At 66.0% G+C, this 24,528-nt stretch carries 18 protein-coding genes; 15 read left to right on the top strand and 3 right to left on the bottom strand.

Annotation, left to right across the window (positions count from 1 at the left end; genetic code table 11):
- Positions 1 to 7 precede the first annotated feature (7 nt).
- The 8 genes from V5B60_RS01105 (at position 8) to V5B60_RS01070 (ending at position 11,372) form a co-directional block, all read left to right on the top strand.
- Positions 8 to 2,359: an acyl-CoA dehydrogenase gene (locus V5B60_RS01105; protein WP_332345214.1), complete on the top strand. Its 2,352-nt coding sequence runs from the start codon at positions 8 to 10 to the stop codon at positions 2,357 to 2,359.
- Between the two features lie 86 nt (positions 2,360 to 2,445).
- Positions 2,446 to 3,747, top strand: a complete 1,302-nt coding sequence (locus V5B60_RS01100) for an acetyl-CoA C-acetyltransferase (RefSeq protein ID WP_332345213.1) — start codon at positions 2,446 to 2,448, stop codon at positions 3,745 to 3,747.
- Positions 3,748 to 3,782: 35 nt separating this feature from the next.
- A complete protein-coding gene (locus tag V5B60_RS01095; protein ID WP_332350370.1) occupies positions 3,783 to 5,711 on the top strand; it encodes a 3-hydroxyacyl-CoA dehydrogenase NAD-binding domain-containing protein in 1,929 nt (642 codons plus the stop codon).
- Positions 5,704 to 6,102: an acyl-CoA thioesterase gene (locus V5B60_RS01090; RefSeq protein ID WP_332345212.1), complete on the top strand. Its 399-nt coding sequence runs from the start codon at positions 5,704 to 5,706 to the stop codon at positions 6,100 to 6,102. The genes V5B60_RS01095 and V5B60_RS01090 overlap by 8 nt, the downstream gene beginning before the upstream one ends.
- 229 nt (positions 6,103 to 6,331) lie before the next feature.
- Positions 6,332 to 8,719, top strand: coding sequence for a 3-hydroxyacyl-CoA dehydrogenase/enoyl-CoA hydratase family protein (locus tag V5B60_RS01085; RefSeq protein ID WP_332345211.1), 2,388 nt, complete (start codon positions 6,332 to 6,334; stop codon positions 8,717 to 8,719).
- A 20-nt stretch (positions 8,720 to 8,739) separates the two neighbouring features.
- On the top strand, positions 8,740 to 9,942 hold the full coding sequence (locus V5B60_RS01080; RefSeq protein ID WP_332345210.1) for an acetyl-CoA C-acyltransferase: 1,203 nt from the start codon (positions 8,740 to 8,742) through the stop codon (positions 9,940 to 9,942).
- Positions 9,943 to 10,082: 140 nt separating this feature from the next.
- The gene (locus tag V5B60_RS01075; protein ID WP_332345209.1) at positions 10,083 to 10,700 is read left to right on the top strand and encodes a DUF2802 domain-containing protein; all 618 of its coding nucleotides are present in this window, start codon (positions 10,083 to 10,085) and stop codon (positions 10,698 to 10,700) included.
- Between the two features lie 18 nt (positions 10,701 to 10,718).
- On the top strand, positions 10,719 to 11,372 hold the full coding sequence (locus V5B60_RS01070) for an SPOR domain-containing protein (RefSeq protein ID WP_332345208.1): 654 nt from the start codon (positions 10,719 to 10,721) through the stop codon (positions 11,370 to 11,372).
- Between the two features lie 4 nt (positions 11,373 to 11,376).
- On the opposite strand, the gene V5B60_RS01065 is transcribed toward V5B60_RS01070, so the two are convergent.
- Entirely contained in the window at positions 11,377 to 11,715 is a 339-nt protein-coding gene (locus tag V5B60_RS01065; protein WP_332345207.1) for a tetratricopeptide repeat protein, read from the bottom strand.
- Positions 11,716 to 11,835: 120 nt separating this feature from the next.
- Complete coding sequence (locus V5B60_RS01060; protein ID WP_332345206.1) at positions 11,836 to 13,248, bottom strand: OmpP1/FadL family transporter; 1,413 nt, start codon at positions 13,246 to 13,248, stop codon at positions 11,836 to 11,838.
- 247 nt (positions 13,249 to 13,495) lie between these two features.
- Between V5B60_RS01060 and V5B60_RS01055 the strand changes: the two genes are divergently transcribed.
- Together V5B60_RS01055 and recG are read left to right on the top strand one after the other, a co-directional pair.
- Positions 13,496 to 13,879 (top strand): RidA family protein, encoded by a 384-nt coding sequence (locus V5B60_RS01055; RefSeq protein ID WP_332345205.1) that lies wholly within the window; start codon positions 13,496 to 13,498, stop codon positions 13,877 to 13,879.
- Entirely contained in the window at positions 13,879 to 15,924 is a 2,046-nt protein-coding gene (gene recG, locus V5B60_RS01050; RefSeq protein WP_332345204.1) for an ATP-dependent DNA helicase RecG, read from the top strand. The genes V5B60_RS01055 and recG overlap by 1 nt, the downstream gene beginning before the upstream one ends.
- A 120-nt stretch (positions 15,925 to 16,044) precedes the next feature.
- On the opposite strand, the gene V5B60_RS01045 is transcribed toward recG, so the two are convergent.
- Complete coding sequence (locus V5B60_RS01045; RefSeq protein ID WP_332345203.1) at positions 16,045 to 17,685, bottom strand: methyl-accepting chemotaxis protein; 1,641 nt, start codon at positions 17,683 to 17,685, stop codon at positions 16,045 to 16,047.
- 291 nt (positions 17,686 to 17,976) lie between these two features.
- Here V5B60_RS01045 and V5B60_RS01040 point away from each other — a divergent pair, with 291 nt between their 5' ends.
- From V5B60_RS01040 to V5B60_RS01020, 5 genes are read left to right on the top strand one after another with little or no spacing between them, the layout of a single operon-like run.
- Positions 17,977 to 18,213 carry a hypothetical protein gene (locus V5B60_RS01040; protein ID WP_332345202.1) on the top strand — a complete coding sequence of 79 codons (237 nt, stop codon included), beginning with the start codon at positions 17,977 to 17,979 and terminating at the stop codon, positions 18,211 to 18,213.
- Positions 18,210 to 20,090, top strand: coding sequence for an MFS transporter (locus V5B60_RS01035; protein ID WP_332345201.1), 1,881 nt, complete (start codon positions 18,210 to 18,212; stop codon positions 20,088 to 20,090). Before V5B60_RS01040 ends, V5B60_RS01035 begins: the two co-directional genes overlap by 4 nt.
- Positions 20,091 to 20,100: 10 nt before the next feature.
- On the top strand, positions 20,101 to 20,997 hold the full coding sequence (gene ubiA, locus V5B60_RS01030) for a 4-hydroxybenzoate octaprenyltransferase (RefSeq protein WP_332345200.1): 897 nt from the start codon (positions 20,101 to 20,103) through the stop codon (positions 20,995 to 20,997).
- Complete coding sequence (locus V5B60_RS01025) at positions 20,994 to 21,422, top strand: cytochrome C (RefSeq protein ID WP_332345199.1); 429 nt, start codon at positions 20,994 to 20,996, stop codon at positions 21,420 to 21,422. The genes ubiA and V5B60_RS01025 overlap by 4 nt, the downstream gene beginning before the upstream one ends.
- Before the next feature lie 14 nt (positions 21,423 to 21,436).
- Positions 21,437 to 24,481 carry an EAL domain-containing protein gene (locus V5B60_RS01020; RefSeq protein ID WP_332345198.1) on the top strand — a complete coding sequence of 1,015 codons (3,045 nt, stop codon included), beginning with the start codon at positions 21,437 to 21,439 and terminating at the stop codon, positions 24,479 to 24,481.
- Positions 24,482 to 24,528 lie beyond the last annotated feature (47 nt).

Below are 24,528 nucleotides of genomic sequence, written 5' to 3'. Positions count from 1 at the left end.
AGCAGCCATGATCGCGACGATCATCTGGAGTGTCATAGGTATCACGCTGGCGAGCGTGGTCGTTCTGTTCGGCTTCCGTCCTCTGCGACGGGCGTTCGTCAGCCGGCCAGTTTTCAGGACCTACAAGCGGATTCTGCCGCAGATGTCGGAGACCGAGCGCGTCGCGCTCGAGGCCGGTACCGTCTGGTGGGACGGCGAACTGTTCCGCGGTGACCCGGACTGGAGCAAGCTTCTTGCGTACCCGGTTCCGAAGCTGACGGCAGCGGAGCAGTCGTTCCTGGAAAACGAGGTCGAGCAGGCCTGTGCGCTGGTCGACGACTGGCAGGTGACCAGCGAACTCCACGACCTGCCGGCAGAGGCTTGGCAGTACATCAAGGACAAGGGCTTCCTCGGCATGATCATCCCGAAGCGCTACGGTGGTCTCGAGTTTTCCGCCTATGCGCACTCACAGATCGTCACCAAGCTGTCAACGCGCTGTTCGGCTCTGTCGGTGTCGGTGATGGTGCCGAACTCGCTCGGGCCAGCCGAATTGCTGCTGCACTATGGCACCGAGGCGCAGAAGAACCACTACCTGCCGCGCCTGGCGAAAGGCCTGGAGATTCCCGCTTTCGCCCTCACCAGTCCGTGGGCGGGTTCCGATGCCGGGTCGATCCCGGATGTGGGCATCGTCTGCAAGGGGATGTGGCAGGGCAAGGAAGTGCTCGGCATGCGCGTGACCTGGGACAAGCGCTACATCACGCTCGGGCCGGTTTGCACCATTCTCGGCCTGGCCTTCCACCTTTACGACCCTGATGGACTGCTCGGCGGAAAGAAGCACGTCGGCATCACCTGCGCGCTCGTACCGCGCGATACGCCCGGTGCTGAGATCGGCCGCCGGCATTTTCCGCTCAACGCCATGTTCATGAACGGTCCCACTCGTGGCAAGGACGTCTTCATGCCACTCGACTACGTGATCGGCGGTCCGGCGATGGTTGGCCAGGGCTGGCGGATGCTCATGGAGTGCCTGGCGGCGGGGCGTTCGATTTCGCTGCCCTCGTCCAATACCGGCATGGCGCAATTGACCGCGCGCACCGTCGGTGCCTATGCACGCGTGCGCAGCCAGTTCAAGATGGCTATTGGTCGTTTCGAGGGGGTCGAGGAGCCGCTGACCAGGATCGGTGCCTACACCTACATGATGGACGCTGTGCGCAAGATGACGGCCGGCGCCATCGATCTCGGCGAGAAGCCTTCGGTGGTATCGGCGATCGCCAAGTACCACGTCACCGAACGCGCGCGGCAGGTGGTCAATGACGGCATGGACATCGTCGGCGGCAAGGGCATCTGCCTTGGCCCGTCGAACTTCATCGGCCGCGCCTATCAGCAGATCCCGATCGGTATCACGGTCGAGGGCGCCAACATCCTGACGCGCAGCATGATCCTCTTCGGCCAGGGAGCCATCCGCTGCCACCCGTACGTCCTGAAGGAAATGAAGGCCGCCTTCAATCCGGACGCGCGACAGGGTCTGGACGATTTCGACCGCGCTCTTTTCGGTCACGCCGTCTTCACCATCCGGCACGCTTTCAGCGCCCTGCGCAAGGGGCTCACCGGTTCGCACTTCGTATCCGTACCGGCCAACGTCGCACCGGAGACGCGGCGTTACTATCAGCAGCTGACCCGCTTCTCGTCGGCGTTCGCCTTCCTTGCCGACATCTCGATGCTGGTGCTCGGCGGCGAACTCAAGCGTCGCGAGAAGCTCTCGGCGCGTCTCGGCGACATCCTGTCGATGCTCTACCTGTGTTCGGCGACGCTCAAGCGCTATGAGTCGGAAGGGCGCCAGCAGGCCGACGCCCCGCTCATGCACTGGGCGATCTGGGACGCGATGTACAAGGCGCAGATGGCTTTCGACGGTGCCATCGCCAATTTCCCGGTACGCTGGATCGGCCGCCTGCTCTACCGCATGGTGTTTCCGCTGGGGCACCCCTACGATGTTCCGTCCGACCGCATCGGTCACCGGGTGGCCAAGCTCCTGATCGAGCCGTCTGCCGCGCGTGACCGTCTGACCGCCGAAACCTACTTGCCGAAGGGCGAGTCGGAAGCCGTCGGTGCCCTCGAACTCGCGCTCCTGGCGACGATCGAGGCCGAGCCGATAGAGGCAAAGATCCGCGCAGCGGAGAAGAAGGGTGTGCTGGTCGACAACCCCGACGCCAATGTGCGCGATCTGGCGCACGCCGCGTTCGCGGCCGGCATCGTCACCCCCGCCGAGTATGCGGCCCTCAAGCGGCGCAACGATTTGCGCGACATCGTGATCCGCGTCGACGATTTTCCGCATGACCTCGGTCGCATGCGGCAGGAGCCGTTGCTGCACAAGGCTGCCGCCTGAGGCGATGGCTGCCGCAGCGGTGCGCGGCAGGAGGCGGCATCCGCTGCCGCGCGCCACTGTCAGGGAACCGCAGGAAGGAGAAGGTATTGGAATCTGAGCCGGTATATGTCGTCGATGGCGCGCGCACCCCGTTTCTCAAGGGGCGCAGTGCTCCCGGCCCGTTCGCTGCCAGCGACCTGGCGGTGCAGGCGGGGCGGGCGCTGTTGATTCGTCAGCCGTTCGCTGCCACCGACCTTGATGAGGTCATCCTCGGTTGTGCCAGTCCGTCGCCAGACGAGGTCAACATCGGTCGCGTCGTCTCGCTGCGGCTCGGTTGCGGGCAGCAGGTGCCGGCGTGGACGGTCATGCGGAATTGCGCCAGCGGCATGCAGGCGATCGATTCGGCAATGGCCAACATCCGCAGCGGGCGTTCGCAGCTGGTGCTTGCTGGTGGCGTAGACGCGCTGTCGCGTGCGCCGCTGCTCTACAACGATGTGATGGTGCAGTGGTTTGCCCGGATGATGCAGGCCAGGAGCATCAGCCAGAAGATCGGCATGTTCAGCCGGTTGCGCCCGGCGCAGCTGTTGGCACCGGTCATCGGCCTGCTCAAGGGGCTGACCGATCCGGTCGTCGGGCTGCTGATGGGCCAGACGGCGGAGAACCTCGCCTGGCGCTTCGCGATCTCGCGCCAGCGGATGGATGAATTCAGCGTCCGCAGTCACCAGCGCGCCGTTGCTGCACGCCAAGCGGGGCGTCTTGGCGAGATCGTGCCGCTGGTCGATGGCCAGGGCCAAGTGTATCTCGATGATGATGGGGTGCGTCCGGACTCGAGCATGGTCGGGCTGGCCAGATTGAAGCCGTTCTTCGACCGCCGCTACGGTCGGATCACCCCGGGCAACAGTTCGCAGATCACCGACGGGGCGGCGTGGCTGCTCCTCGCTTCGCAGGCAGTGGTCGAGAAGTGGCAACTGCAGCCGCTTGGCCGGATCGCGGACAGCCAGTGGGCCGGACTCGACCCGGCAGAGATGGGTCTGGGGCCGGTGCATGCGGCAACACCGATCCTGCTGCGGCAGCAACTCGGGCTCGACGACATCGACCTGTGGGAGATCAACGAGGCCTTTGCCGCGCAGGTACTCGGCTGCATTGCCGCCTGGGAGTCGGATGCCTGGTGCCGCGAGCAGCTCGGTTTGCCGGCAGCGCTCGGTTCGTTGGCAGGAGACCGTCTCAACGTCGATGGCGGCGCCATCGCCATTGGCCACCCGGTGGGTGCATCCGGCGCGCGCATCGTCCTTCATCTGCTGCATGCCCTGCGCGCCGCCGATGCCCGTCGTGGCATCGCGGCGATCTGCATCGGCGGTGGTCAGGGCGGGGCGATGCTGGTCGAGAACCTGCGGGCAGGTGTCGCATGAAACTGATGACGGAAAACGAGTATCAAGGGAAGGTCATGAACCCCGACACACAAGCTTGGCGGCACTGGCGGCTCGAGGTCGACGCGCAGGGCCTCACCTGGGCGATTCTCGACAAGGCGGGCGAATCCACCAACTCGCTGTCGAGTGCAGTCATGGCGGAACTGTCACAGCTCCTCGATGAGCTCGACCGACAGCGGCCGAAGGCTCTCATCTTCCGCTCCGGCAAGGGCGCCGGCTTCATTGCCGGCGCCGACATCCAGGAGTTCACCCAACTCGATACGCCGGCCAAGGGCGTCGAGATGGTGGCACGTGGCTGGCAGTTGTTCAATCGCCTGGCGGCGGTGCCCTACCCGACGCTGGCTCTCGTCCGCGGACACTGCCTCGGCGGTGGCCTCGAACTGGCGCTCGCCTGTCGTTACCTGCTCGCCGTCGATGAACCCTCGACGCGCATGGGGCTCCCGGAGGTGATGCTGGGCATCGTTCCGGGTTGGGGCGGCATGCTTCGCCTGCCCGAGCGAACCGGTCCCCAGGCTGCGCTCGACATGATGCTGACGGGCAAGACGATCGACGCGAGGAAGGCGAAGCGACTGGGCCTCGCCGACGACTGCGTACCACCGCGCGTGATGGATGCGGCGGCGGCCATGCTCGTCCTGAGCGGCCAGGCGCGGCGGCGTCCGCCTTTCCTGCATCGCCTGCTCAACGGGCCGCTCAAGAGCATCGTCGCCATTGGTGCGAGAAAGCAGGTTGCGCGGCGCGCTCGGCGCGAGCACTACCCGGCACCCTACGCGATCATCGACATCTGGGCACACCATCACGGTGATGCGCTGGCGGCACCGGAACTGATCGACAGCATCGTCCGCTCGCCAACGGCACGCAACCTCGTGCGCGTCTTCTTCCTGCAGGAGCGGCTGAAGAGTTTCGGCAAGGCTGGCGGCTTCACGGCCCGGCGCGTCCATGTCGTTGGTGCCGGCGTCATGGGTGGCGACATCGCCGCCTGGTGCGCCTTGCGCGGCTTGACCGTGACCCTGCAGGATCAGGGCATCGAGCGGATCGCCCCGGCCCTGCAACGGGCCTACATCGCCTGGGGGAAGCGCATCCGCGATGCGCGCGAGCTGCGCGCGGCGATGGACCGCCTGATCCCCGACCCGGAAGGGCACGGGGTCGCCCAGGCCGACGTCGTCATCGAGGCGATCGTCGAGAATCTCGAAGCCAAGCACGCCCTGCTTGCCGGTCTGGAAACGCGGATGCGGCCGGACGCGGTGCTTGCCAGCAATACGTCGAGCCTGCGCATCGAGGATCTTTCAAGTGTGCTGGCGCGACCGGAGCGCCTCGTCGGCATCCATTTCTTCAATCCGGTGGCGAAGATGCCGTTGGTCGAAGTCGTCGCGGCTGCCGGGACGGAGGTCGACACGGTCCAGTGCGCGACGGCCTTCGTGCGCCAGATCGACCGGCTGCCGTTGCCGGTGAAAAGCGCGCCCGGGTTTCTCGTCAACGCCGTCATCGGTCCCTACATGCTGGAGGCGATGCGTGCGGTCGACGAGGGGATCGCGCCTGCGACCATCGACGAGGCGATGCTCGCCTTCGGCATGCCGATGGGGCCGATCGAGCTCGTGGACATGGTCGGCCTCGATGTTGCCATGGCGGCTGGCAGGAGCCTTGCCGGGAGCGGGGCGGCACCGCCGCGCTGCCTGCTCGAGCGCTTCAACGCCGGCCACTTGGGCCGCAAGAGTGGTCGCGGCTTCTATGAGTACCGCGCTGGCAAGGCGGCCAAACCTCCCGCCACGGCCGTGCCGGACGGCCTCGCCGAGCGGCTCGTGCGGCCTCTGCTCGAGCGAACGCAGGATCTGGTCGACGAGGGCGTCGTCGCCGACGCCGACCTGGCTGATGCCGGCGTGATCTTCGGCACCGGCTTCGCCCCTTTCACCGGTGGGCCGCTCAACTACCTGCGCAGCCAACATGCCTGAGGTGCTGACGGTGCTGCCTGACCGGCAACCCATCCTGCGAGTCGTGCCGATGCCTTCGGAGGTGAATCCGCAGGGAGACGTCTTCGGTGGCTGGATCATGGCGCAGGTCGACGTCGCCGGTGCGATACCGGCGATGCGGCGCGCGCGTGGTCGTGTGACCACCGTGGCGGTCAATTCCTTCCTTTTCAAGCAGCCAGTATCGGTCGGTGACGTCGTCAGCTTCTTTGCCGAGGTGGTCGGCACCGGCCGCACTTCGATCACGGTCCGGGTCGAGGTCTACGCGGAGCGTCACCCGGCGCAACCGATCACGGTAAAGGTGACCGAGGCGGTGCTCACTTACGTCGCGATCGATCAGCACGGCGGCAAGCGGGAACTGCCTGCGCCGGTCTGAGCGTTTCCGCGTCGATGGACCGGTGGACCGGTTTCGACCAGGCCACGCCAAGGCTCGTGACGGTGCTGCACTGCGGGCCATTCGGGCAATGCTCGGGCGGGCGCTCCGCACCCGGAGTTGACGCGGGCCACAGCCAGGGTATAATTCAAACGTTCGTTTTACAGGCTTGGTGCAGGGCCATAGCGGGGCATTCCCGGCGGACACAGTCGACCCATAACAGGAGAACAGCTTGAGCAACTTCATAGTACGCAAGGCCGCCGTACTCGGAGCGGGCGTCATGGGCGCGCAGATCGCCGCGCACCTCGCGAATGCCGACGTGCCCGTGGTCCTTTTCGATCTGCCGGCTGCCACGGGCGATGCCAACGGAATCGTCCGCAAGGCCATCGACGGGCTCAGGAGACTCGAGCCGTCGCCGCTGGCGAGCAAGGACCGTGTCGCTTACATCGACGCTGCCAACTACGGGGCGGATCTGGAGCAACTCCGGGATTGCGACCTGATCATCGAAGCGATCGCCGAAAGGATGGAGTGGAAGGATGACCTCTATCGCAGGATCGCACCCTTCATCGCGCCGACGGCGATCATCGCCTCGAACACCTCCGGCCTGTCGATCAACCGCCTTGCCGAGGGTTTGCCGGAGGTGCTGCGGTCGCGCTTCTGCGGCATCCACTTCTTCAATCCTCCACGTTACATGCATCTGGTCGAACTGATCGCCACGCGGGGCACCGCTCCGGCGCTCCTCGACGATCTCGAGTCCTGGCTGGTGTCGCGTCTCGGCAAGGGAATCGTGCGTGCGCTCGACACCCCGAACTTCGTGGCCAATCGCGTCGGCGTCTTCTCGATCCTCGCCGTGATGCACCACACACAGCGGCTCGGCCTCGGTTTCGACGTCGTCGACTCGCTCACCGGGCCGATCATCGGCCGGCCAAAGAGCGCCACCTATCGTACCGCCGACGTCGTCGGTCTCGATACCCTGGCGCACGTCATCAAGACCATGCAGGACACACTGCCGGCAGACCCCTGGCACGGCTACTACGGCGTGCCGGTCTGGCTGGCGGCGCTGATCGCCAAGGGCGCGCTGGGGCAGAAGACGCGCGCCGGCATCTTCCGCAAGGAGGGTCGCGCGATCAAGGTGCTCGACTTGGCCCTGCAGGACTACCGCGACAGCGCCGGGGAGATTGACGGCGGCGTCCTGGCGATCCTGAAGCAGCGGGATCCGGCAGTCCGCTTTGCCCAGTTGCGCGCCAGCGAGCATCCGCAGGCGCAGTTCCTGTGGGCGATCTTCCGCGACATCTTCCACTACACCGCTTTCCATCTCGCCGACATCGCCGACAATGCGCGCGACCTCGATTTTGCGATGCGCTGGGGCTTCGGCTGGGCGCAGGGTCCATTCGAGACCTGGCAGGCAGCAGGCTGGCGCTCGATCGCCGAGGCCGTGCGGGCGGACATCGAGGCCGGTCGAGCGATGAGCCAGGCGCCATTGCCGGCGTGGGTCTTCGGCCGTGTCGCCGACGAGGGTGTGCACGGCCCGCAGGGCTCGTACTCTGCCAGCGCCGACGCCTATCGTCCGCGCTCGACGCTCCCGGTCTATCGGCGCCAGCTGTTTCCAGAGCGGGTGCTGGGCGAGACGGCCATGGTCGGCGAAACGGTCTGGGAAAACGACGGCGTGCGTCTGTGGACGCTGCCGCAGGTAGACGCCGGAATCGCCATCGTCAGCGTCAAGTCGCGCAACCATACGCTCGGTCGCGACGTCATCGTCGGCATGCAGGAAGCGGTTGCCCGCGCCGAGGCCGGTTATCAGGGGCTGGTCGTCTGGCACGAGGCGCCGTTCGCCTTCGGTGCCAATCTGAAGGAGGTTGCCGAGGCGATCAAGGCCGGCGACTTCGCGCTGCTCGAGAAGTACGTCGCCGAGTTCCAGAACACCTCGATGGCGCTCAAGTATGCCCAGGTACCGGTGGTCGCGGCGGTCCAGGGAATGGCGCTCGGCGGTGGCTGCGAGTTCCTGATGCATGCTGCGAAGCGGGTGATCGCGCTTGAGAGCTACATCGGTCTCGTCGAGGCCGGCGTCGGACTGATTCCCGCGGGCGGTGGGTGCAAGGAGTTCGCCATCCGCGCCGCACAGGCAGCGACGCGGACCGGCGGCAACGATCCCTTCGAGTTCATCCAGCCGGTGTTCATGACCGTCGCCATGGCGACGGTCTCGAAAAGCGGCGCGCAGGCGAAGGAACTCGGTTTCGCCGTCGAGGCGGACAGGATCGTCTTCAACGCGCACGAACTGCTCTACGTCGCGCTGCGCGAGGCGCGCGGCCTTGCCGAAGCCGGCTACTACCCGCCTCTCTCGCCGCGCGGGGTCAAGGTCGCCGGGCGCACCGGCATTGCCAACTGCGAAATGATGCTGGCCAACATGAAGGAGGGCGGCATGATCTCGGCGCACGACTACACCGTGGCGCGAGCCGCTGCGACCGCCCTGTGTGGTGGCGAGGTCGAGACCGGCTCACTGGTCGACGAACGGTGGCTGTTGACGGTCGAGCGCAAACTTTTCGTCGAGCTGCTGCAGAACCCGAAAACCCAGCAGCGCATCCAGCACATGCTGGAAGCCGGCAAGCCATTGCGCAATTGAGCGCGCCAGGAGAACAGAACATGAGCAAACAGATTCAGGACGCCTACATCGTCGCCGCGACGCGACTGCCGGTCGGTCGGCGCAAGGGCATGCTCGGTCACGTGCGACCGGACGACATGCTGGCGCATGCCATCGGGTCGGTGATGGCGCAGGCGCCGGGGCTCGATCCGGCGCTGGTCCAGGATGTCATCGTCGGTTGCGCGATGCCGGAGGCGGAGCAGGGGATGAACGTCGCGCGTATCGGCCTGCTGCTCGCCGGAATGCCGAACAGCGTGCCCGGTGTCACGGTGAACCGGTTCTGCGCTTCCGGTTTGCAGACCGTCGCCATGGCCGCCGACCGCATTCGTCTCGGCGAGGCTGAGGTGATGATTGCTGGCGGTACCGAAACGATGTCGCTGATGAACCAGATGACCGGCAACAAGACCGCGTTCAACCCGGCCATTTTCGAGAAAGAGGAAAACTACGCGATCGGCTTCGGCATGGGAATCACCGCTGAGAAGGTGGCCGCGCAGTGGCAGGTGTCGCGCGAGGATCAGGATGCCTTTGCCGTCGACTCGCATCGCAAGGCCTGTGCGGCGATTGACGCCGGTCACTTTCGCTCCGAGATCACGCCTTATGCGGTAAAGAGGCGGGTTCCCGACCTCGCCAGTGGCGAGGTGACGGTCCAGGAGTATCTCGCCGCAGACGACGAGGGACCACGTCGCGACAGCAGCATCGAAGGCCTTGCCCGACTGCGGCCGGTCTTCGCCGCCCGTGGCTCGGTAACTGCCGGCAACAGTTCGCAGATGTCCGACGGTGCGGCTGCCGTGTTGCTGGTTTCGGAAAGGATCCTGAAGCAGTTCGACCTGCGGCCGCTGGCGCGCTTCGCCGGCTTTTCGGTGGCTGGCGTCGCGCCGGAGATCATGGGCATCGGCCCGGTCGAGGCGATCCCGCGCGTCCTCCGGCAGGCTGGAATCAGCCAGCACGAGGTGGACTGGGTCGAACTCAACGAAGCCTTCGCGGCGCAGGCACTGGCGGTGATGCGGACGCTCGATCTCGATCCGGCGAAGGTCAACCCGCTCGGTGGCGCCATCGCCCTTGGTCACCCGCTCGGTGCGACCGGTGCCATCCGCACGGCGACCCTGCTGCATGGATTGCGTCGTACGCGACAGCGCTACGGCATGGTGAGCATGTGCATCGGCACCGGCATGGGCGCGGCAGGGCTGTTCGAGTCGATCCAGTAACTTTCTCGCAGCGCTCGCCGCGGGCCTCGTCCGGCAAGCCGGGCGAGGCCCGTTTCCGTGACGGTGTGAGCGATGCGCAGGGCCAATGCACAGGCCGGGCCGTGCGGCGGAGTCTGGCATAATGTCGGTCGGATACCGACATGAGGCGCGCCATGGATCTCGATCTACTGGGCAGGTTGGGCTGGCGAGAAGGCCTGATCGCGATCATCGTCTTGCTTGTCCTGTACATCGTCGTTCTCTTTGTCCGCATGCGTCGCCTGCGGGATTCCGCGGTGGCCATGCCGTCCCCGGCAGGGCAGTCGGCAGTGGCCGCTTACACGGCCATCCAGGAATCCGAGTCGGGCGCACCGTCGGTGCAGGATCGTTCGGCGGTGCCGCAGCAACCTGCGGACGCACTGCCGGCGGCGGCTGCAGAACCCGCAGCCGCAGTGCGCGCCGATGCGGCTAAACCCAGCTTTCCCTGGAACGAGCCGCCGCCCCAGATTCCCGGCCAGGAAGTGATCGATGCCCTGCAGCGCGACGTCTATCGGTTGCGTTGTGAGGTCGATGAGTTGCGTGCCGAAGTCCTTGCTGCACGAGAGGATTTCCGGCAGGCGGCGAAGGGGACGGCGCCGAGCGCGCCGCCGCTGTACAACGATGCCATGCAGATGGCGATTCAGGGCCATGACGCCACCGCCATCGCGCATCGCTGCGGCATTGCACGCGCCGAGGCCGATCTGGTTGTCGCGCTGGCGCGCAATCGGCGTGATGGCCTCTAGTCCGCAGAAAGACGGTCGATGACCATGAGACTGCGCAGCAACCCGGTCGGACGTGCCGCGAAAGCGACGGCGCAGCTCGGCCGGGCCGTGGCAGTAGACGAGGGAAAGGCGGCGATTGAACGCCAGTTGCGTCGACGGATTGGTCTTGCGGGGTTGCTGATCGTGCTCCTGTCGGCGGCGTTGCCATTGCTGGATGACCTGGCGCCGTCCGAAGAAGCGGCGAACTCCGGCCCGCCCTACACCGAACCCGTCCCGGTGAGGAAGAAGGAGTCGACGCCCCTGCCTGCCGTCCTGCCCGCTGCCGAGACACCGGCGGTGGTGCCGCTGATTGCCGAACCACAGGCCAGCGGTGCGGCAATCGAAGCTTCGCTGGCGGTGGCCGACGCGGCGTCGCCAGGCGGTGTCCTCGCCGACGAAACGCCGGCCGCCGCAGCCGCTGCAGCATCGCGGCCGCCGTCGGGACCCACACTGCAGACCAGCTTCCTGCCCGACTGGCGCCGCGCCGAGGAACTGCAGGCCAGTCTGGCTCAGGCTGGCATTCCGGCAAGCGTCGAAACCCGCCTGCAGGTGGGCCCGTTCCGGACGCGCAGCGAGGCCGAGGCAGCGCGCCGGGAAATACAGAAGCGTGGCGTCGACGCCGTCATCGTGCCAAGCCACGGCGGCAAGCCATAGCCGCTCAGTGTTCTGCTGCCGGTAGCTGGCGGCGCAGGCGGCGGGCAAAGACGCTCATTTCGCGCGCGGCCTGGATGTCGCCCCGCGCTTCGGCAACGGCGATCCCCTGTTCGTACGCAGCCAGCGCTTCGTTGCCCTGACCGCCTTCGGCGAGCGCCTTGCCGAGCAGCTTCCACGCTGCCGAGTATCCGGCGTCGCGTTCGACCGCTTCACGCAGGCGGACTGCCGCCTGCGCAAAGTCGCCTGCCCGCAGATGCTCGTTGCCCAGCGCGTAGCGCAGGAGGGCGCCGTCGCGCGGCCCACCAAGCAGCTTTTCGAGGTTGGTGATGACTGGTGTCGTCATGACGGGAGAAGGTCGGCAAAGCCGGGTACCGGCCGTGAAGGGCCGGCGCTGCGCGTCGCGGGCAGCAATCTGCGGGCGAAAAAAACCGCGACGGCTCCGGCGGTCGCGGTTCCAGAATGGCTAGAAACTGTAGCTGGCCTGTACGGCAAGGACGTTCACGTTGTTGCTGTAGTTGCCCTTGAGCCAGCCGTAGGACGCCACGTTGGCTGCCTGGGTCGCGTTCATGCCGCCGCTGTCGTTGATCGAGGAGTCCTTGACCCAGATGTACGTGTAACCGGCATCGAACACCAGATCCTTGGTGGGCTTGTACTGCGCACCGATTGCCAGCCAGGTACGGTCGTTGTCGGGCAGCCGCGGCGTGCGGTACTCCGAGCTGTCCACCGGCGACTGGTCGTAGGCGATGCCGGCACGCAGCTTCCACTGGTCGTTGAATTGATAAGCACCGCCGAGCGCCACCCGCCAAGTGTTGCGCCAGTTTTCCTCGGTACTCGACAGCGTGCTTCCGGCAGCGGCGCCATCAGTACGGACGAACGTCAGATCCTGGATCTTTGCCCAGCCGGTCCAGGAGATGTCACCCATCATTTCCCAGCGGTCGCTGAGGCGCTGCCAGGCGCTCAGAATGGCGGTGTCGGGCAGTTTGATGTCGGCCTTGACGTTGCCGTTGTAAAGTCCGCGGGCAAGTGCCGCGTTGGCGGCAGCGTTGCCGCCGGGTGTCAGGGTGGTGACGGTCGGTCGCCAGAATTTCACGTCACCGGTGACCTTGAAGTCGATCGCCGAGCGATACGACAAACCGACCCTGGTCGACGGAGAGGGCTGGAACATGGCGCCCAGATTGTAACCCCAGCCCCAGTCGTCGCCGTTGATCCTCGCCCAGCTCTCCAGGTTGCGGAGCGCCCCCGCCGGGCCGCACAAGGCCGGAGCGCCCAACCCGGCACAGAGGGCACCGCTGGCGTTGACATTGTTGCTGAAGGTACCGTCGAGCTTCTGTGCGCTGAAGCCGAGGCCGAAAGACCAGGCTTCGTTCGGCTTGAACGAGATCGACGGGTTGATGTTCATCGTCTGGACGTCCGAGTTGAGGGCGCGGAAGCGGCCAGTCCAGCCCTTGTCATACTCGGTGGCCAGTCCAAAGGGGGCATTGATGCCGAGGCCCAGGCTGATCTGATCGTTGATCGGCATGGCGAAATACATCGCCGGGACAAAGGCCCAGCCACCCGCGTCACCACCGTTGCCCGCAGCGCCATAAATCCCGACCGGGTTGATCGAACCGTCGTTGCTGAACTTTGCCGACGGGTTAATGGCGCTCAGGACGCCGACGACCTGCATCTTCCCCTTCGGCAAATAGGCCATTCCGGCAGGGTTCCAGAAAATGGTGCTGGCGTCTTCCGCCACCGCTGCCGATCCGGCAAAGGCGACGCCGAGGCCACTGGCATTCTGCTCCATCAACTGGAAGCCCGAGGCACCCGCATAACCCGACAAGGACACGGCGATCAGCGCCGGTATCGTTCGAACCGCAAAAAGCCTGCTCTTCAACATTCCCAAGTCTCCCCAAAGAAGAATCATCGACGGTGGCCATGCCCCGGCCTCTGCTCCATGCACCGCTCGTGGGATTGTACACACGAACGACACACGAACTGCGGCCGATGTTTCAGATGGTTACGTCGAGTGTCGCTTTCATGCAACACGGAATGGGTGCCGGTGCATCGATCGTGACGATGGTCCTCTCGTTGTCGGCGGTTTATCATCCCCGCTTTCAACCCGACACGTGGTGGAGGACCGCAGCATGAAAAGAGCGATCATCTCGACGCCGCTGGCGCCGGCAGCGATTGGCACGTACTCGCAGGCGGTGCGCGCCGGCGACACCGTCTACCTCTCCGGGCAGATCGGCCTGGACCCGGAGACGATGAAGCTGGCTGAGGAGATCGACGCGCAGATCGTTCGCGTCTTCGACAACCTGAAGGCGGTTGCGGAGGCTGCCGGCGGCTCGTTGGCCGATGTCGTCAAGCTCAACGTCTACCTCACCGATCTCGTCGACTTTGCGACGGTGAACGAGGTGATGGGCCGCTATTTCGTTGCGCCCTTTCCGGCCCGTGCCGCGGTTGGCGTCGCCGCGCTGCCACGCGGCGCTCGGGTCGAGGCGGACGCCATCATGGTCATCGGCGGCTGATGTCGGCGGCGGATGCGATCGATGCTCCGCCAGCGATCCGCAACCGGCTCCGCAAGCTCGGCCTGGAGCGGCCTGCGGACCTGGTCCTGCATCTGCCGTTGCGTTACGAAGACGAGACGCGCGTCACCGCCATCGCCGGGGCGCCAACGGGGGTACCGCTGCTCGTCGAGGCAGAGGTGCTCGATCTTGCCGTCGGACGGGAGCCCCACCGTCAGCTCGTGGTTCGGGTTGGTGACGCGAGCGGCGGCATTCTCGTCCTGCGCTTCATCAGCTTCTACGGCAGCCAGCAGCGGGCGCTCGAAGCGGCCTGTGCCGCAGGCAGCAGGTTGCGCGTCTTCGGCGAAATCCGGGATGGCTTTCACGGACCCGAGATGATCCATCCCCGCTATCGAATCGTCGCCGTCGGTGAGCCTCTGGCGCAGTCACTGACACCCGTCTACCCGACGACCGCCGGTCTCGGCCAAGCGACGCTGCGGCGGCTGATCGCCCGTGCGCTGCAGGCTGCCGATCTCAGCGAACTGCTCGACGCGGACTGGTGTCGGGCACAGGCGCTGCCTTCGTTTGCCACGGCAGTGTCGCTGCTGCACGCGCCGCCACCGACGGTCGCCGAATCGACCCTGCAGGATCGCAGCCATCCCGCCTGGCGACGCATCAAGTTCGACGAACTCCTGGCACAGCAGTTGTCGCTGCGCCGCGCCTATCTCGCGCGGCGCCGACAGCGTGCGCCCGTCCTGCCGGCGGCCGGGCAACTGGCGCGGCGCCTCGAGCGATCGTTGCCCTTCGCCTTGACCGCCGCGCAGCGCCGGGTCGCCGGAGAGATCGCCGGCGATCTGGCGCAGCCCAGCCCGATGCAAAGGCTGCTGCAGGGTGATGTCGGTTGCGGCAAGACGATCGTCGCGGCCCTGGCGGCGTGTCAGGCGATCGAGGCGGGTCATCAGGTGGCGCTGATGGCGCCGACCGAAATCCTCGCCGAGCAACACTTCCAGAAGTTGCGCACCTGGCTGGAGCCTCTGTCCGTCGAGGTGCTGTGGCTGACCGGCAGCCTCGCTGGCAAGCTCAAGCGGCAGCGACGGCAGCAGGCGGCAACGACTGCGCAGTTGGTCGTCGGCACGCATGCGCTGATCCAGGAAAGCATCGACTTTTCCCGTCTCGGGCTGATCATCGTGGACGAGCAACATCGTTTCGGCGTCCGGCAGCGCCTCGAGTTGCGGCGCAAGGGCGGCAATCCGCACCAGTTGATGATGTCGGCGACGCCGATTCCGCGCACGCTGGCAATGAGCTACTACGCCGATCTCGATGTCTCGCTGATCGACGAGATGCCAGCGGGGCGTTCGCCGGTGAGGACCCGCCTGTTCTCCGCCGATCGCCGTGGGCAGGTCGTCGCCGCGGTGCGCGCTGCGGTCGCCGGTGGTCGGCAGGCCTACTGGGTTTGCCCGTTGATTGAAGAATCGGACAAGGTCGATCTGCAGGCGGCGCTCGACACGCATGCGGCGCTCGGCGCCGAACTCGACGGCCTGCGCATCGGGCTGATCCATGGTCGCCTGCGCAGTGAGGAGAAGGCGGCGGTGATGGCAGCATTCGTTGCCGGCGAGATCGACTTGCTGGTGGCGACGACGGTCATTGAAGTGGGTGTCGACGTGGCCAACGCCAGCCTCATGGTCATCGAGCATGCGGAGCGCTTCGGACTCGCGCAACTGCACCAGTTGCGCGGACGTGTCGGCCGCGGCGCACAGGACTCGGTCTGTGTCCTGCTCTACCAGCCGCCACTCTCCGCCAGCGCGCGTGCGCGCCTGAAGATCATCTTCGAACACAGCGACGGCTTCGAGATCGCCCGCCAGGACCTGCGCCTGCGCGGCCCCGGCGAATTCATCGGCAGTCGGCAGTCGGGGGAACCCTTGCTGCGCCATGCCGATCTGGAGAGGGACGCCGACCTCGTCGAACTGGCACAGTCGATGGCGGCGCGCATGCTGCGTGATGGTACGGACCGGGCTGCGCGTCATCTGCAGCGGTGGCTGGGCGACCGCGAGGACTTGCTGCGCAGCTGAGGGTCTCGGGCCGCGGCAGGCGCATGGCTGGCGCGGCGGCTGGCGGCGACCTGAGCCGACGACTGGTGTGTTTGCCCAGCTTGCATGCGGGTTGCCCAGCCGCAGTCACTGCGCTGACGCTCAGCTGACGCGAAAGCGGGCGACGACCTCGCGCAGCCGGCCGGCCAGTTGTTCCAGTTCAGTGACAGCGACGGTATTGGCATGCATGGTTGCCCTCGTCTCCTCGGTCATCGAGGCGATGTGCTGCAGGTGGCGGGCGACGTCTTCGGCGACCGTCGCCTGTTCGCGCGTCGCCACCGCCACTTCATGCACGCGCTCGCTCGACTTGTGCGCCTGACGCAAGATCGCCTCGAGCACGTCGCTCGCCTCGCGCGCCTTGTCAAGGCCGCGCGCAACCTGTGGGGCCGCCTCACTCATGGCTGCCACAGCCGATTCGGTATCGGCCTGGACGCTGACGACCATCGCGCTGATCTCGCTCGTGGCCTTCGTCGTTCTCTCGGCCAGCTTGCGCACTTCATCGGCAACGACGGCAAAACCCCGCCCTTGCTCACCTGCACGTGCGGCCTCGATGGCGGCGTTGAGGGCCAGGAGGTTGGTCTGTTCAGCGATTTCCTTGATCGCGGCGGCGATGCCGCCGATCTCGCGTGAACGGCCTGCCAGTTGACCGATCTGGGCTGCCGAGCGGCTGACGATGGCAGCGATCGCCTCGATCTCGGCCGCGGAGCTGCTCACCAGTTGTCGACCCTGTTCGGCGCAGCCGGCAACCTCGTCCGAGCTCTCGCCACTTGCGTGGGCGCTTTGCGCGACCTCGTTGATGCTGACCGTCAGTTGTTCGATCGACGCTGCCGTGGTGGCAGTCGAATCCGCCTGTGCATCGGCGGCGCGGCTCGTTTCCCCGGTGGCGACGGCGATCTCGCGGGCGCGGCCGGCGAGTACGCCGGCGAGGCGATCGATCTCGGCAATCATCGCCCGCAGCTGGGTCTGCATCTCGGCAAGCGAACGCATCAGGCTGTCGCCAACGAGACTTCCGGCATTGATGTCCAGCGCCAAGTCGCCGGCCGCAACACGGCGGGCGATGGCTGAGGCTGTCGCGGGCTCGCCGCCAAGCTGACGCAGCACGCTGCGGCCAATGGCCAGCGACACGGCAACCAGGACGCCGACGGCCAGGGCGACGATGCTCAGGGACTCGATGGCCTTCTTGCGGAACGCGGCAGAGACATCATCGACATAAATGCCGGTCCCGTAAACCCAACCCCAGGGCTTGAACTCGGCGGCGTAACTGATCTTGGGCGCCGGCTTGTCGCTGCCGGCGCGGGCAAACACGTATTCGACGAGGCCACCGCGCTCGCTGGCCAGCGCAGTGCGCACCAGTTCCTGGATCAGCGCCTTGCCGTTCGGGTCGCGCATTTCGGCGCCGCTCCCGCCCTCGAGTTCCGGCTTCAGCGGATGCATCACGAAGCGGTGTTGCGTATCGAGGATGAAGAAATACTCGCCGTCGCCGTAGCGCATGTGACGCAAGGCCTCGGCCGCTCCCTTGCGCGCCTCGTCGTCGCTCAGCGTACCCTTGCCAACCAGCTCATGGAAGCGCGCGATGACGCCGCCGGCCACCTCGACGAGGACCTGCGTCTTCTCCTTTCTGTCCTGCAGCATGCTGCTGCGCAGTGTGCGCAGCGAGTCGACTCCGAGAGCCGCAAAACCGGTGATCGCCACGACCGAAATCATGATCAGGCGCTTCCTGATCGTCCACCTGTTCGCCTGCATGTCGCTCCTCCCTCGAGTGCTCACTCGCCTGTGGGGTCAGGGTTCGCGCCGCGCCGCGAATGCCGGGTCGCGGCCGCAGTCCCCGATGCGTCATCTGCGCGCCCAACTGGCAGCCCGCTCGCCCACCCGGCGGGCAAGCATTATATCCGAGCGATACACCGGGAATCCGTTCCGGCGACGGCCGCTGCGGTGGGATGCCATTGCCAGGGAGCCGGACAGTTGCAGGGGCTTGCGCACGCCGGATCATGCATATAGCCTACGAAGCCCTTTGCCCGATCAGGATGCGTGTCGATGCTCGATGATCCAGCTCTGACGGTGGGCCCGCCGGCGGCCTCGATCGATCCCCGTCGTCTCGACTGCAGCGAGCAGCGGGCGTTCGGCAACCCGGAGCGGCTGCGAGGCACGTTCGACCACGGCGTGCTTGTTGTCGTCGCGCACTGTATTCTGGCGTTGCTGGCTCACCGTCTTGCCCTGAACATCTTCAAGGCGCGCGGCTTCTTCGCTCCGCGAGAAAGGAATCCCGCATGAGTTCCCAGTTTGGCCTGCTGAAGGCACGTCGCTTCGGTCCGTTCTTCGCCACCCAGTTCCTCGGCGCCTTCAACGACAATCTCTTCAAGAACGCTCTGGTCGTCCTGCTGACTTTCCAGGCGGCGAGCTGGACGGCGATCCGGCCGGAGGTGCTGACCAATCTCGCTGCCGGAACATTCATCCTGCCGTTCTTTCTTTTCTCGGCAACTGCCGGCCAGCTCGCCGACAAGTACGACAAAGCCCGGCTGGCGCGTCTGGTGAAACTGCTCGAGATCCTGATCATGGGCATTGCGCTGCTGGGTTTCGCCATCCACAGCCTGCCGATCCTGTTTGCGGCACTGTTTCTGTTGGGCCTGCACTCGACCCTCTTCGGTCCGGTCAAGTACGCCATACTGCCACAGCATCTGCGTGAGAGCGAACTCGTTGGCGGCAATGCGCTGGTCGAGGCGGGCACCTTCGTCGCCATCCTGATCGGCACGCTTGCCGGTGGGCTGCTCGCCGGTGTCGCCCATCAGCCGACGTGGGTCGCCATCGCCGGGCTGCTGATCGCCGTCGTGGGTTACCTTTGCAGCCGTGGCATTCCGGCTGCAGCGGCGCCGGCGCCAGAGCTCGTGGTCAGCCTCAACCCGATATCCGAGACTTGGCGCAACGTCGGCTTTGCGCGCCAGAACCGCACCGTCTTCCTGTCGATCCTCGGGATTTCATGGTTCTGGCTGTACGGCGCCCTGTTCCTGGCGCAGTTCCCGGCGTACGCCAGGTTCGTCCTTGGCGGCGACGAAGCCTCGGTGACGCTGCTGCTGGCGGTATTCACCGTCGGCATCGGCGTCGGCTCGCTGCTTTGTGAGCGGCTCTCCGCCGGTCAGGTCGAAATCGGGCTGGTGCCTTTCGGCTCGATCGGTCTCACCCTCTTCGGCATCGATATCGCTTTCGCATCGCCGACGCTGCTTCCGGCCGGGGCTCCGCTGTCGCTGAGCGGACTGCTGGCCCTGGCGGGAACGTGGCGGGTGCTGCTCGACCTCTTTGCACTCGGTCTCTTCGGTGGCTTCTTCATTGTTCCCCTGTACGCCCTGATCCAGTTGCGCAGCCCGGTGGACCAGCGGGCACGAATCATCGCTGCCAACAACATCCTCAACGCGTTGTTCATGGTCGCCGGTTCGCTGGCGGCTGCCGGATTGCTCGGCGACGGCCTGACGATCCCGGCGCTGTTCGGCGTCGCGGCGCTGTGCAATGCGGCCGTGGCGGTCTATATCTACAGCCTCGTTCCGGAGTTCATGCTGCGCTTCGTCGCCTGGCTGCTGATCCACTCTTTCTACCGCCTGCGACAAAGCGGCATCGGAAACATTCCGGAAGAGGGGCCAGCGGTACTGATCTGCAACCACGTCAGCTTCGTCGACCCGCTGGTTATCGCCGCTGCCAGCCGCAGGCCGATCCGCTTCGTGATGGATCACCGGATCCATCGCATGCCGCTGATCGGTTTCGTCTTCCGTCACATGCGCGCGATTCCGATCGCGCCGGCGCGCGAGGACGCGGCGATGATGGAGGCGGCTTTCGAGGAAGTGGCGCAGGCACTGGCTGCCGGCGAACTGGTCGCCATCTTCCCCGAGGGGCGCATCACCGATAACGGCGAGCTCTACCCCTTCCGGCCCGGCGTGCAGCGCATCGTCGGGCGCACGCCGGTGCCGGTCATCCCGATGGCGCTGCAAGGCCTGTGGGGCAGCTTCTTCAGTCGCAAGGATGGTCCGGCGATGAGCAGGCCTCTGCGGCGCGGCATCTTCTCGCGGATCGCTTTGACGGTGGGCACCCCGGTGGCGCCGGCGGCAGCGACACCCGAACATCTGCAGGAGATCGTCGCCGGATTGCGGGGCGACTGGCGTTAGAATGTCAGCCATGCAACTCTCCGCGCTCAGGCTACGCGAACGGGCCGACCTTTACGAACGACTGATGCGGCTCGACAAGCCGATCGGCATTCTCCTGCTTCTCTGGCCGACGCTGTGGGGGCTTTGGCTCTCGGCTCTGGGGAGACCCGACTGGCTGGTGGTGTGGATATTCGTCCTCGGCACGGTCTTGATGCGCTCGGCGGGTTGCGTGATCAACGACCTTGCGGACCGCAACTTCGACCCGCACGTCGAGCGTACACGGAACCGCCCGCTCGCAGCCGGACGCGTTTCGGTGCGCGAGGCATCCTGGCTGTTCACTGCGCTGGTCAGCTGTGCGGCCGTCCTCGTGTTGCCGTTGCGCAGCTGGTTACTGGCCGGCCTCTGCTTGGCGGCCCTCGGTCTGGCTGCGAGCTACCCGTTCACCAAGCGCTTTCTGGCGATTCCGCAAGCCTATCTGGGTGTTGCTTTCGGCTTTGGCATCCCGATGGCCTACGCTGCCCAGCTTGGACAAGTGCCCGCCGAGGCCTGGTGGTTGCTGCTCGCCAACGTCTTCTGGGCGATCGCCTACGATACCGAGTATGCGATGGTCGATCGCGCCGACGATCTGAAGATCGGCATCCGGACTTCGGCGATCACCTTTGGCCGTTTCGACGTCGCTGCGGTCATGCTCTGCTACGCACTCGCTCTGGCGCTGATTGGCGTCATCGGCCATGGCGTGGGACTGGGTCAGGCGTTCTACGCTGGCCTGGCAGTTGCGGCAGGCATAGCCGGCCATCATTTCACACTCATCAGGTATCGCGACCCGGCAGACTGCTTCAGGGCTTTTCGGCACAACAACTGGTTTGGTGCCAGCGTCTTTGTCGGCATGGCGATCGATTTTCTGCTGCGCGGAGTGGGCAACGGATGAAGAAGGTTCTTTTTGGCCTGCTGGCGCTTCTCGTCGGCAGCGCGCACGCGGCCGACGATGCTCGCGTCCTGGCGCCGATGCCGGCGGCTGCCGAAGCCAACCTGCGAAGCGAGATGCGTGCCAGCCTTTTGGCGCTGAACGAGATTCTCGTCCTGGTGGCCGCCGGGCAGCTGCGCGAAGCGGCTGCCGTCGCCGAGCGGGAACTCGGCGTCTCGGCGATGGGCAAGCACCGCAGCCAGCCCTTCGCGGCCCGGCCGGGCCCGCACATGCCGCCGGCGATGCACGCCATCGGCATCGATGGCCACAAGGCGGCGAGTGATTTTGCCCGGATTGCTGCCGGTGGCGACCGCGACCAGACGGTTGCCGCGCTGCCGACGCTGACTGCGGCCTGCGTCGCCTGCCATTACGGCTATCGGCTTCGTTAGCGGAGATACGCGGCATGACGGACGACCTGCTGCGCTGGGCCGAGGACGCGGCAAGCGCCGACGCGCGGCCGGCTGCCGGGCTTCTCCCCTGGAAGATCCTGGTCATCGACGACGACCCTGAGGTGCATACGGTCACCCGCTTCGCGCTGCTCGATCTGCGGCTCTTCGGGCGGCCGCTCCACTTGCTGCACGCCAGCAGCGCCGCCGCGGCGCGGGCGTTGTTGCGCGACAACCTCGACGTGGCCGTGGTCCTGCTCGACGTGGTGATGGAGACGGTCCAGGCCGGTCTCGATCTGGTCGGTTTCATCCGCGATGAGCTCGGCCTCGCCGAGTGCCGCCTGATCCTGCGTACCGGTGAGCCGGGCTACGCGCCCGAACTGACGGTGATTCAGGAATACGACATCAATGACTATCGCACCAAGGGGGAGCTGACGCATACCAGGCTGATCACGACCGTCAGTTCTGCGCTGCGCTCCTACCAGCAGCTGCATGCCCTCGCCGAGCATCGCCGCGGTCTCGAGCTGATCGTGCGGGCAGCGGCGGACCTGATGCAGGAACACGCCATTGCCAACCTGGCCGAAGGCGTTTTGACCCAGCTCGCGGCACTGCTCAGGTTGCCCGTGGATGGGATCGTCTGCAGTCAGAAGGGGTCACCCCTCGGTGACGACCGCGAACGCTGTTACGTCGTTGGCGCTACCGGCCGCCACGCGGGTTGCATCGCGCAGCCGCTGGAGACGCTGGCCGACCAGCGCATCGTTGCGGCCATCATGAGTAGCTTGGCGCGTCGCAGGCACGTCTTCGGCGTGGATCATGCCGTTCTCTACCTGCAGGCGGCGCCGAGCCAGGAGGCGGCCATCTTCCTCGACGGAGGGCAGATGCTGGAGACCATCGACCGCACCTTGCTCGACGTCTTCGTCGCCAACATTGCTGCCTGTTTCCGCAACGTCAAGCTGGTCGAGCGCCTGCTGCGGGCGCAGGACGAGATCGAGGCGCAGCGCGCCTTTCTCCGCACCGTCATCGACGCCAGCCCGCACTTCATCTTCGTCGTCGACCGCGAGGGCCGGATCCGCCTCGCCAACCAGAGTCTGGCGGAGCGCTTCCGGCAGACGCCCGCGCAGATGGTCGGCAGACTGCAGGCGGATTTCGTCAGCGACGCGCTGTTGCTGCAGGCCCTGGAAGGCGATGATGAAGAGATCGCTGCCGGCCGCCAGGAACGCATCGAGCGGGAAATCGGTTTCATCGGCCGCAGCGGTGAGGAGCGCTGGTTCCACACGATCAAGGTGCCGCTGAAGGATGCCGGCGGGGCGGTCGAGCAACTGGTCGGCGTCAGTATCGACGTCACTGATCGCAAGCGTGCGGAACGGCGACTTCTCGAGGCCAAGGAAAGGGTGCAGGTGACCCTGGACTCGATCGGTGATGCGGTCATCACGACAGACGCAGAAGGCAGGATAGACTACATGAATCCGGTGGCCGAGAGCCTGAGCGGCTGGGCCTTGGCAGATGCCCGCGGTCGGCCGGCGGCAGATGTCTTTCGCGTCGTGCACGAGGACACGCGGGTGCCGGCCAGGGATCCGATCCAGCGTTGCCTGGCCGAGAAGCGGATCGTCTCGCTGCCCGGCCATTGCGTCCTGTTGGCGAGGGACGGGCGGGAGTACGACATCAACGACTCGGCGGCACCGATTCCTCGCGGGGATGGCGGGCTGCAGGGTGTCGTCCTGGTCTTCCACAATGTCACCGAGACTCGCCAGTTGGCTCGCCAACTGGCCCACGATGCGACCCACGACGCGCTGACCGGACTGATCAACCGCGCGGAGTTCGAGCGGCGACTCGAGCGGGCAGTGTCATCGGCGCAGGATGAGGGGGCCCGGCATGTCCTTTGTTACATCGATCTCGACCAGTTCAAGGTGGTCAACGACACGGCCGGGCACGCCGCGGGCGACGAGCTGCTGAAACAGATCAACGCGCTGCTTGCGGGCAGCTTCCGCGAAAGCGATACGCTGGCACGGATCGGCGGCGATGAATTTGCCCTGCTGCAGGAGAACTGCCCGCTGGAACGTGGCCATGTCGTCGCCCAGGCGGCGCTGCGCACGCTTCGCCAGCACAGCTTCAGCTGGGAGGGGCGGAGTTACCAGGTCGGCGCCAGCATTGGCCTGGTGCCGATCACCGCCGAAACCCAGGATACCGCAGAACTGCTGACGCGCGCCGACGTCGCCTGCTATACGGCCAAGGAACTTGGCCGCAACCGGGTTCATGTCTACCAGTCAGGTGATACCGAGACCGTACAGCGCCACAGCGAGTTGCTGGGCGCGGCCGGTCTGCGGGACGCTCTCGAGCGTGGGCTTTTCCGCCTGCATTACCAGCCGATCGTTGGGCTCGCCGGGTCGGGGTTCCGCATCGTTCGCTACGAAGCGTTGCTTCGTGTCGTGCATGAAGTCTATCCGGGCCGGCAGGGCGAACTGGTCTTGCCGGCGGTGTTCATTCCGGCCGCCGAGCGCTTCGGACTCATGGGTGCGATCGACCGCTGGGTGATCAGGCGAGCATTCCAGGAGTATGCGCAGGGGATCGGCACGACCGGCGCAACCCTGGCGATCAACCTGTCGGGCAATTCGTTGAGCGATGAGAGTCTGCTGCAGTTCATCGAGTCCCAACTCGCCGAATTCTCGTTTCCCGCCGAGCGCGCCTGTTTCGAGATCACCGAGACGGCAGCCATCCAGAACCTGCGGCCAGCGCTTGGCGTGATGGCCGCCCTCAAGCGCCACGGCTGCCAGCTGGCGCTCGATGACTTCGGCAGTGGGCTGTCTTCCTTCCACTACCTGAAGACCCTGCCGGTGGACTTTCTCAAGATCGACGGCAGCTTTGTCAAGGACATGTGCTCGAGCGCACACGATGAAGCGCTGGTCGCAGCGATCAACCAGATGAGCCACGCGCTCGGCTTGCGGACGATCGCCGAATACGTCGAGAACCGGGAAATCGTCGATCGCCTGTGCCAACTCGGGGTCGACTACGCTCAGGGCTACTTTTTCGGCAAGCCGGAGCCCTGGCGGCAGGGTGGCGACTGAGGACGCGTGCCGGCGTCAACTGGTGCCGGCTCGGGCGCGCAGGTGAT

The sequence above is a fragment of the Accumulibacter sp. genome (assembly GCF_036625195.1).
In the GTDB taxonomy this organism is placed as follows: domain Bacteria; phylum Pseudomonadota; class Gammaproteobacteria; order Burkholderiales; family Rhodocyclaceae; genus Accumulibacter.
This window is presented reverse-complemented; position numbering and strand designations above follow the sequence as displayed.

Excerpts from the sequence above, each read along its gene's own strand:
- V5B60_RS01055 (WP_332345205.1), top strand. The coding sequence starts at position 13,496 with ATGAAAAGAGCGATCATCTCGACGCCGCTGGCGCCGGCAGCGATTGGC.
- V5B60_RS01070 (WP_332345208.1), top strand. The coding sequence starts at position 10,719 with ATGACCATGAGACTGCGCAGCAACCCGGTCGGACGTGCCGCGAAAGCG.
- V5B60_RS01060 (WP_332345206.1), bottom strand. The coding sequence starts at position 13,248 with ATGTTGAAGAGCAGGCTTTTTGCGGTTCGAACGATACCGGCGCTGATC.
- V5B60_RS01095 (WP_332350370.1), top strand. The coding sequence starts at position 3,783 with ATGAACCCCGACACACAAGCTTGGCGGCACTGGCGGCTCGAGGTCGAC.
- V5B60_RS01075 (WP_332345209.1), top strand. The coding sequence starts at position 10,083 with ATGAGGCGCGCCATGGATCTCGATCTACTGGGCAGGTTGGGCTGGCGA.
- V5B60_RS01080 (WP_332345210.1), top strand. The coding sequence starts at position 8,740 with ATGAGCAAACAGATTCAGGACGCCTACATCGTCGCCGCGACGCGACTG.
- V5B60_RS01020 (WP_332345198.1), top strand. The coding sequence starts at position 21,437 with ATGACGGACGACCTGCTGCGCTGGGCCGAGGACGCGGCAAGCGCCGAC.
- V5B60_RS01065 (WP_332345207.1), bottom strand. The coding sequence starts at position 11,715 with ATGACGACACCAGTCATCACCAACCTCGAAAAGCTGCTTGGTGGGCCG.
- V5B60_RS01035 (WP_332345201.1), top strand. The coding sequence starts at position 18,210 with ATGAGTTCCCAGTTTGGCCTGCTGAAGGCACGTCGCTTCGGTCCGTTC.
- V5B60_RS01045 (WP_332345203.1), bottom strand. The coding sequence starts at position 17,685 with ATGCAGGCGAACAGGTGGACGATCAGGAAGCGCCTGATCATGATTTCG.
- V5B60_RS01025 (WP_332345199.1), top strand. The coding sequence starts at position 20,994 with ATGAAGAAGGTTCTTTTTGGCCTGCTGGCGCTTCTCGTCGGCAGCGCG.
- V5B60_RS01040 (WP_332345202.1), top strand. The coding sequence starts at position 17,977 with ATGCTCGATGATCCAGCTCTGACGGTGGGCCCGCCGGCGGCCTCGATC.
- V5B60_RS01090 (WP_332345212.1), top strand. The coding sequence starts at position 5,704 with ATGCCTGAGGTGCTGACGGTGCTGCCTGACCGGCAACCCATCCTGCGA.
- ubiA (WP_332345200.1), top strand. The coding sequence starts at position 20,101 with ATGCAACTCTCCGCGCTCAGGCTACGCGAACGGGCCGACCTTTACGAA.
- V5B60_RS01105 (WP_332345214.1), top strand. The coding sequence starts at position 8 with ATGATCGCGACGATCATCTGGAGTGTCATAGGTATCACGCTGGCGAGC.
- recG (WP_332345204.1), top strand. The coding sequence starts at position 13,879 with ATGTCGGCGGCGGATGCGATCGATGCTCCGCCAGCGATCCGCAACCGG.